The organism is Aquificaceae bacterium, from assembly GCA_037722135.1.
GTDB lineage: Bacteria > Aquificota > Aquificia > Aquificales > Aquificaceae > Pampinifervens > Pampinifervens sericum.
Genome location: JBBKAW010000042.1, coordinates 1 through 7,844, shown reverse-complemented (window position 1 = coordinate 7,844; position 7,844 = coordinate 1). Strand labels below are relative to the sequence as shown.

The 7,844-nt window shown below is 41.7% G+C and carries 10 protein-coding genes; 9 read left to right on the top strand and 1 reads right to left on the bottom strand.

Annotation, left to right across the window (positions count from 1 at the left end; translation table 11 throughout):
* The 9 genes from WKI49_02870 to ispD form a co-directional block, all read left to right on the top strand.
* Positions 1–1,159: hypothetical protein (locus WKI49_02870; protein MEJ7621446.1), on the top strand; the 1,159-nt coding region annotated here is incomplete at its 5' end.
* 19 nt (positions 1,160–1,178) lie between these two features.
* Entirely contained in the window at positions 1,179–2,396 is a 1,218-nt protein-coding gene (locus WKI49_02865) for a 2,3-bisphosphoglycerate-independent phosphoglycerate mutase (protein MEJ7621445.1), read from the top strand.
* Between the two features lie 15 nt (positions 2,397–2,411).
* Positions 2,412–3,488: a cyclic dehypoxanthinyl futalosine synthase gene (gene mqnC, locus WKI49_02860; protein MEJ7621444.1), complete on the top strand. Its 1,077-nt coding sequence runs from the start codon at positions 2,412–2,414 to the stop codon at positions 3,486–3,488.
* 22 nt (positions 3,489–3,510) lie between these two features.
* Positions 3,511–4,107, top strand: a complete 597-nt coding sequence (locus WKI49_02855) for a methylthioribulose 1-phosphate dehydratase (protein ID MEJ7621443.1) — start codon at positions 3,511–3,513, stop codon at positions 4,105–4,107.
* Positions 4,104–5,270, top strand: coding sequence for a site-specific DNA-methyltransferase (locus WKI49_02850; GenBank protein ID MEJ7621442.1), 1,167 nt, complete (start codon positions 4,104–4,106; stop codon positions 5,268–5,270). The genes WKI49_02855 and WKI49_02850 overlap by 4 nt, the downstream gene beginning before the upstream one ends.
* Positions 5,263–5,967 (top strand): MjaI family restriction endonuclease, encoded by a 705-nt coding sequence (locus tag WKI49_02845; protein MEJ7621441.1) that lies wholly within the window; start codon positions 5,263–5,265, stop codon positions 5,965–5,967. The genes WKI49_02850 and WKI49_02845 overlap by 8 nt, the downstream gene beginning before the upstream one ends.
* Positions 5,964–6,131: a hypothetical protein gene (locus WKI49_02840; GenBank protein MEJ7621440.1), complete on the top strand. Its 168-nt coding sequence runs from the start codon at positions 5,964–5,966 to the stop codon at positions 6,129–6,131. The genes WKI49_02845 and WKI49_02840 overlap by 4 nt, the downstream gene beginning before the upstream one ends.
* Positions 6,132–6,140: 9 nt before the next feature.
* On the top strand, positions 6,141–6,518 hold the full coding sequence (locus WKI49_02835; GenBank protein ID MEJ7621439.1) for a hypothetical protein: 378 nt from the start codon (positions 6,141–6,143) through the stop codon (positions 6,516–6,518).
* Positions 6,515–7,156 carry a 2-C-methyl-D-erythritol 4-phosphate cytidylyltransferase gene (gene ispD, locus WKI49_02830; protein ID MEJ7621438.1) on the top strand — a complete coding sequence of 214 codons (642 nt, stop codon included), beginning with the start codon at positions 6,515–6,517 and terminating at the stop codon, positions 7,154–7,156. The genes WKI49_02835 and ispD overlap by 4 nt, the downstream gene beginning before the upstream one ends.
* Here ispD and WKI49_02825 read toward each other — a convergent pair.
* Positions 7,128–7,844, bottom strand: a 717-nt coding sequence (locus WKI49_02825; GenBank protein ID MEJ7621437.1) for an aminotransferase class IV, incomplete at its 5' end; no start/stop codon positions are given. The two genes, ispD and WKI49_02825, sit on opposite strands and share 29 nt — an antisense overlap.

Below are 7,844 nucleotides of genomic sequence, written 5' to 3'. Positions count from 1 at the left end.
AAGGAAATTTGTGGGTTATTACTTTGATTTTCTCCGGACAAACCCATACGGATATGAAGCCCTTGAACCTCAAAACCTCTTTGGAAACTGGGACTTTATAAAATACAAGCTAAAAGTTCTCTTCCCAGAGCTTACCCTTGATGAGATAGAAAGGTTTAAGTTCAAGAGAAGGGAATTTATAGAATACGCAAAGAAAAAGACTGGTGAAAGTGAGGAAGTAATAGAATCAAAGCTAAGCAAGGCAACGTGGTATGAAACAGTCCCATACCTTGAACTTGAGGAAGAGATGTCAAAGCAGTGGCATCCTGAACCCATAATGACCGACGAGGACTGGAAGTTTATAAAAAGACATATAAAGGGAAGAAAGAACGTGGTGATTTTCCAAGATGGGAAAGAAAAGCTCGTTTACGTGGAGGTAGACATACCCGATGAGGAGCTTGATAAATACAAGAAAGATAGAAATAGGTTAAAAAGACTTTTAATGCAAAAGTATAACCTCCCTGAGGATGGTGCGGAGCAGATACTAAGAAAGGCTGGCTGGGAGTCTGAAACCTACCACATAATACCACCAGTCCACACGGATGTGGTCTTAGACTATGGAGAGATTGAAAAGAAATTGGAGGAAGAAGGGAAAGAGGAAGCAAATGTTAGCTACCATGAGCTTGCCAACTTTATAAGATATCTGGGCGGTCTTGAACTGGAAGAGCTAAACTACTTTGAGCTGATATACGACAAGGTAGAACCAGAAGTCCAGAGCATCCTTGACCAGGTCATAAGAACTCAAAGGAGAATATTGGGTAAGCTCTTTGGAATATTCTACACCGTTGACCCTCTTATGGCGGAAGCCATCCTAACCATAAAGCCAGAAAGGTTTGAGTTTCTAAAATCCCTTACGGTAAAGGAAACGGTTAGAAACAAGGAGTTTAACCTATACTCTAACCTTGCTGCGTGGAACATAGTAAAGGATAGGATAGTTTCCCGTTTTCCTGAAGTTAGCTATGAGGAGATAGAGGAGTATAAGGGTAGGAGGCAGGACTTTGTGAAACTGCTTATGGAGAGGACAAAGAAATCACAGGAAGCTGTAGAAAGGGGGCTTGAGGAGTGCGGATGGCTCAAAAGTGAAGAAATACCTCCTTTCCTAAGACAGATAGGACCATAAGCTGGTAAAATCTTAACTTATGCTGAAGGACTTGCTTGTAAAAAACAATACAAAGATACTCATGGTGGTCCTTGATGGTCTTGGTGGGCTACCTGTGAAGGATACAAAGACGGAGCTTGAGCTTGCCAACACTCCAAACCTTGACCGCTTAGCCAAAAGGTCTGCCCTTGGCATGCATATTCCTGTGGACTATGGTATAACACCGGGTAGTGGTCCTGGTCATCTGGGTATTTTTGGCTACAATCCCTTGGAGTATCAAATAGGTAGGGGTATATTAGAGGCTCTTGGACTTGGGCTTGAGGTGAGGGATACGGACATAGCCATAAGAGGAAACTATGCCACGGTGGAGAGGGTGGATGGTAGGTTAATAGTAAAGGATAGGAGGGCAGGAAGGATTCCTACGGAGGAGAACAGAAGGATAACTAAGAAGCTCTCAGAGGCGATAAGGGAAGTGGATGGTGTAAGGGTGTTTTTTGCTCCGGGTATGGAGCACAGAGTTGCCTTGCTCTTGAGGTTTCCAGAGGCTCTTCCAGAGGGTAGCGACCGTATAAGGGACACAGACCCACAAAAGGAAGGACTTGAACCTATAGAGCCGAAAGGCTTAAACGAAGCGTCAGAAAAGGTGGCTCATGTTTTGAGAAGACTTTTGGAAAAAATAGAGGAAGTGCTCGCAGATGAGCCAAAGGCTAACTATATGCTTTTGAGGGGTTTTTCTCAAAAGCCAAAGATGGAAAGTTTTGAAGAGAGGTTTGGTCTAAAAGCCTGTGCTATTGCGGTCTATCCCATGTATAGGGGTCTTGCAAGCCTTGTGGGTATGGAGCTCATAGACTTTGAGGGTCAGTCCATACAAGACCAGATAATGGCTCTCAAAGATGTCTGGCAGGACTATGACTTTTTCTTCCTGCATATAAAGAAAACGGACTCTTACGGTGAGGATGGCAACTATGAAGGCAAGATAAGGGTGATAGAGGAGTTTGACAAACATCTGCCAGAGCTTTTGGAGTTAAAACCAGACGTGTTTGTTATAACAGGAGACCACTCCACTCCCTCCGTGCTAAGAGGACACTCTTGGCATCCTGTGCCAGTGCTTTTGCATTCTCCTTATGTGCTGGGTGGAACTTCAGAAAGGTTTACAGAGAGGGAGTGTTTGAAGGGTGAGCTTGGCATTTTTCCCGCAGAAAAGCTCATAAATCTCATGTTGGCACACTCTCTAAGGCTTGCCAAGTTTGGTGCTTGAGATAAATTCTATGGCATGAAGACGCAAACAGAGATTTACGATAAAGTCCTTGAAGGAGAAAGGATAAGCCCAGAGGAAGCCCTTAGGCTCTTTGAGGAAGACCTATCCACTCTTGGCTTTCTTGCCAACGAGATAAGGAAAAGACATCATCCTGAGAACATAGCTACCTTTGTAATAGACAGAAATGTCAACTACACCAATGTGTGTGTTGCTGGGTGCAAGTTTTGTGCCTTTCAGAGAAAGGTAGGGTCGCCAGAGGGTTATGTGCTTTCAAAGGAGGAAATCCTCAAAAAGGTGCAAGAGCTGGTGGATTGGGGCGGGACTACTCTACTTATGCAAGGTGGTCTAAACCCAGACCTGCCAATAGAATACTACGAAGACCTAATAAGCTCCATAAAGGAGAGGTTTCCACAAGTTCAAGTTCATTCCTTTTCCGCTCCTGAGATAGTCTATTTGGCTAAGATAGAAAGGCTAAGCATAAGGGAAGTCTTAAGAAGGTTAAAAGACGCAGGTCTTGACTCTCTGCCCGGTGGTGGTGCGGAGATTCTATCTCAGAAAGTAAGAAATTTTCTAAGCCCAGGCAAGTGCAGTGTAGAGGAGTGGGAGCTTGTGCACAAAACCGCCCATGAGCTTGGTATGACCTCTACCGCCACTATGATGTTTGGTCATGTGGAAAAACCAGAGCATATAGTGGAACACTTAGAAAGGGTAAGAAAAATACAGGATGAAACAGGTGGCTTTACCGCCTTTATACCCTGGACTTTCAAGAAGGGTAATACCCTGCTGGACAAGGTGGAGGAAGCCTCTTCTACCTACTATCTCAAGGTGCTTGCCATATCAAGAATATACCTTGACAACTTCAAGAATATACAAAGCTCTCACGTAACTCAGACCATGCAGATAGGAACGATAGGCTTACACTTTGGTGCTAACGACCTTGGCAGTGTGATGATAGAGGAGAATGTCATTTCTTCTACTTCCTACAAGGTAAGTATACCGAAGGTAGAGGACATGGTTCAAGCCATAAGGTCCGCAGGCTTTATCCCTGCCCAGAGGGACACATACTATAGGATAGTGAGGATTTTCAATTAGAGTGCTAAAATTATAAGTTCCAATGCATAGGGAGATTTCCGAGCTTATAGAGATAGGAAGGCTTTTGCATTCAAGGGGTTGGCTACCTGCAAGTGGTGGAAACCTTTCTGTGAGGCTTGAAGATGATAGGGTGCTTATTACCGCTTCAGGAAGCCACAAGGGGCATCTTACAAGAGAAGACTTTGTGGTGGTTAATCTAAAGGGAGAGGTATTAGAAGGCTCAAAAAAGCCTTCTGCAGAAACGGAGCTTCATCTCTTAGTCTATAGGGTTTTTCCAGAGGCAAAGTCCGTCTTGCATGTGCATTCTATAAACTCCACGTTAATATCAAGAATGGCACAAGAAGACATAAGGCTTGAAGGGTATGAGCTTCTGAAAGCCTTTGAGGGTATAAAAACCCACGAAACGAGTATAAGCGTGCCTGTCTTTGAAAACTCCCAAGACATGGAGGAATTATCTAAGAGAATTGAGAAAAAGCTGAGAGAAGAAAAGGTTTACGGCTTTCTCCTTAGGTCTCATGGCTTATACACATGGGGTAAAAGCATAAGGGAGGCTTATATAAGGCTTGAGGCTTTTGAGTTTCTTTTTGAGTGTGAGCTTAGGCTAATGCGTTTGGCATGAAGGCAAGGCTTTATATTGCAGATGCAAGAAGTATGAAAGAGTTGAGCGACGAGAGTATAGACCTTGTCATTACCTCACCGCCCTATTGGCACATCAAAGACTATGGAGTTGAAGGTCAAATAGGATATGGACAGAGCCTGCATGAGTATTTAAAAAGCCTATATGCGGTCTTTAAAGAATGCTACAGGGTTCTAAAGGGAGGAACTAAACTTTGCATAAACATAGGAGACCAGTTTGCCCGTAGCATAGTTTATGGAGCGTATAAGGTCATACCCATCCATGCAGAGATAATATGCATGTGTGAAGAAATAGGCTTTGACTATATGGGTGCTATAATATGGCAGAAAAAAACCACTATGAATACCACAGGTGGGGCAAACGTAATGGGTAGTTTTCCGTATCCACCAAATGGTGTTGTAGAAATAGACTATGAGTTTATACTAATTTTTAAAAAAGAAGGTAAACGCAAGGTTGAAAAAAGCGTTAAAGAGGCTTCAAAATTGACAAAGGAAGAATGGAAGGAATATTTCTCTGGTCATTGGAAATTCGCAGGTGCAAGACAAGTTGACCACGAGGCGGTTTTTCCGGAAGAGCTTCCAAGAAGGCTAATAAAGATGTTTTCCTTTGTAGGAGACACGGTGCTTGACCCTTTTGCAGGCAGTGGGACAACTCTCAAAGTAGCCTTGGAGCTTGGTAGAAGAGCCATAGGCTATGAGATAAAGGAAGACTACATTAAATTGGTGAGAGAGAAATTAGGTTTGTTTGGGCTTGAGGTCATAAAAAGAGAAGTTCAGGACTATAAGGTAGAAGAGGTCAATTATGAGCCAAAGATAAAAGATGCTAAGCCATTGATTGATGAAAAGAAGTTTAAGTTTAACGGAGATAGATTATACAAAGTTATAAAAGTGCTTTCAGAAGATACCCTTTTACTTTCTACTGGCATTAAAGTAAAACTGGCTGGTGTAAGAATTAAGGATAAGAATTCTGCTTTAGAATATTTGAACCGTTATGTAAAGGGTAAAGAAGTGTTTTTGAAGTTTGTGAGTAATAGTAAGGAAAGTCCTCATGATACAGTTGTTGCCAGAGTATTTCTCAAAAACAAAATCCACATAAATAGAAAGATGGTGCAGATGAATATTGCGGAGGAATTTTTAGATGAGTAAGTCCGAGAGGAATAAGAAGGAGTGGATTTTAAATATAGCCACAAATCGCTGGCAATTTAATAGACCAAAATATGTGGGAAAGGTAGCGGAAGAGATAAGAAAATGCTCTCCAAAAACTCTACAGGATTGGATTGAATATTACAGGAATATGGTAAGACCAGAAAAGTATAGAGAGATGAGTAAACATATTCCAAACTTTACTATTGATGAATATCTTGATTTTATAGGTCATGAACTTTGTAAGAAAATTCATGAAGTTATGAAAAAGGAAATAGAAAACATAAAGGATGAAGACTGCGTATCTTACATAAGAGAGCTGGTTTTTAAAAGAACTTTTCATGGTTATATTACTGAGAAATATACAGTTTATGAGCGCTTAGAAAAGGAACTTGGAGTTGAAATAAAACCTGCACCAGATTCATGGGATAGAAGATATAATATTGACTTTTATATTGAATGCAAGCAGGGTGTAATAGGTCTGCAGGTTAAGCCCATTACATATCAACAAACTCCCGAGATTCACAAGTGGATAGATTGGTTAAAAGAATCACACGAAAAGTTTAAGAAGGAAGTTGGAGGAGAGGTGTTTGTTATATTTTCTGTGAAGCTAAACAAAGATGTTAAGCGTATTCACAACGAAAGTCAAGTAATTGATTCTATCAGAAGGGCTATAATAAACTTAGGAGGTCCGAAATGAGCTTACGGTTTATGACGAGGAAGGAAGGCTTTTGGAGGTTGAAAGGGACTACGAAAAGATATCTCAGAGGCTTGCGTCCATTGGAATACGCTTTGAAAGGTGGGAGGCGAAGGCAAAACTTCCCTGGTTTGCAGGTGGCACTAAAAGGCGCTGGTATCCTTTAAAATATTCTTATGAGTGTAAGGCATCAAGTAAGGAATTATGTGGAAAAGCTTTTTGAGAATATAAAAGAAAAGGGTTTAGGTGAACATACCATATATTGCATATACTCTCCTGCGTATGTGCAAAGGGAGAGCCCGCCTGCCAATCAGATAGATGTGGAAGAGTTTGAAATAGTAGACGTAAAAGTTAACCTAAAAGACCCAGAAAGCATAAAGAAATTTCTTGATAGAACCACAAGAGAGGCTCTTGAAAACGAGGTAAAGGGTTATAACCTCCTTGCCATGGTGCTTGACAGGGATGGAGAATACTTTTTCTCTTCTGAAAACCCCATCATAGAAGAACTAAAAGATGATATAGTGGATAGGATAGAAAGGCTCAAGGAAGAATGATAAGCCTTATTCTTCTCTCCGCAGGCGAGGGAAAACGCTTTGGTAGGAAAAAGCAGTTTGAAAAGCTCTTTGGAAAGCCTCTGTTTATGCATTCCTTGGAAAGGCTTCTTGGTAAGTTTGATGAAACTATTCTTGTTTTACCTCCAGAAGATATAAACCTTAGCATTCCTGCTGGAGTGGTTAAGGTCCCTGGTGGGAAGGAGAGGCAAGATTCTGTCTTTAATGCACTTCTTGAAGCCAAAGGAGACCTTGTAGTAGTGCATGACTGTGCAAGACCCTTTGCAAGCCTTGAACTTTTTTTAAGGGTTTGTGACCTTGGAGAGTTTGAGGGAAAAATTCCTGCACTGCCCGTGAGGGACACCATAAAGAGGGTAGCCCATGGCATGGTGGTAGAAACAGTAGACAGGACAAACCTGTGGCTCTCTCAGACCCCCCAAGCCTTTAGGAAAAGAACCTTGCTTGAATGCTATTTCAAGGCGAGAAATGAGGGTTTTTGTGCCACCGATGATGCTCAACTTCTTGAAAGATATGGCTACAAGGTAGGTGTAATTCAAGGCGAGCCTACAAATATAAAAATTACATACCCAGAGGACATGCTACTTGCAGAGGCTATAGGGAAGCTCTTAGGATATGGCTAATTTCTTCAAAGGTTGAATTATCCATCTTTAGTTGCTTTCCATCCACCTCTTCCACAACCGCACAGAGCAAGAGAGAGTTTAACACAAATACGCTGTCAAAACCTTCAAGCTCAGAAACTTTCATGTAGTCTTCCTTTATCTCTAAACGCCTGCTTAAAAACTCAAGGGTAGTCCCCCACAAAAGCCCATCTTCCTTGGCAGGAGTGTATAGCTTTGAACCTTTCAAAAAAAGCAGGTTTGCGGTAGAGGTTTCACAGATATGCTCTTTTTCATTGACTATTATTCCGTCCCAAAAGCCTCTTTTTAGTGCGTCCTTTTTGACCAAAAGGTTAAAAAGATAGGAAGTGGTCTTGTGCCTGCATATTGGGTCAGTGGAGTGTCTCTTGTATGAGGAAAAGCAGAGTTTCACCCTTTTGGGCGTAGGTTTTAGTGGCTTAGCCAACAACAATTTTCCATAGGATTGAGGCTTATCTGTAAGATACTCGCCACCCTTTGAAATAAGCACATACTTTATATAAAGCTCCCTTTCTCCTCTTGAAACCTCCTCAAGGTCTTTTAAAAACTCCTCATAAGTAGGATAAGGAATCTCAAAAAACTCCGCAGAAGTCCTTAACCTTTCGTAATGAAGTTTTAACTTCTCTTCAGAGGGCTTCCACCTAAGGGTCTCAAAAAGACCTTCGCCAAACAG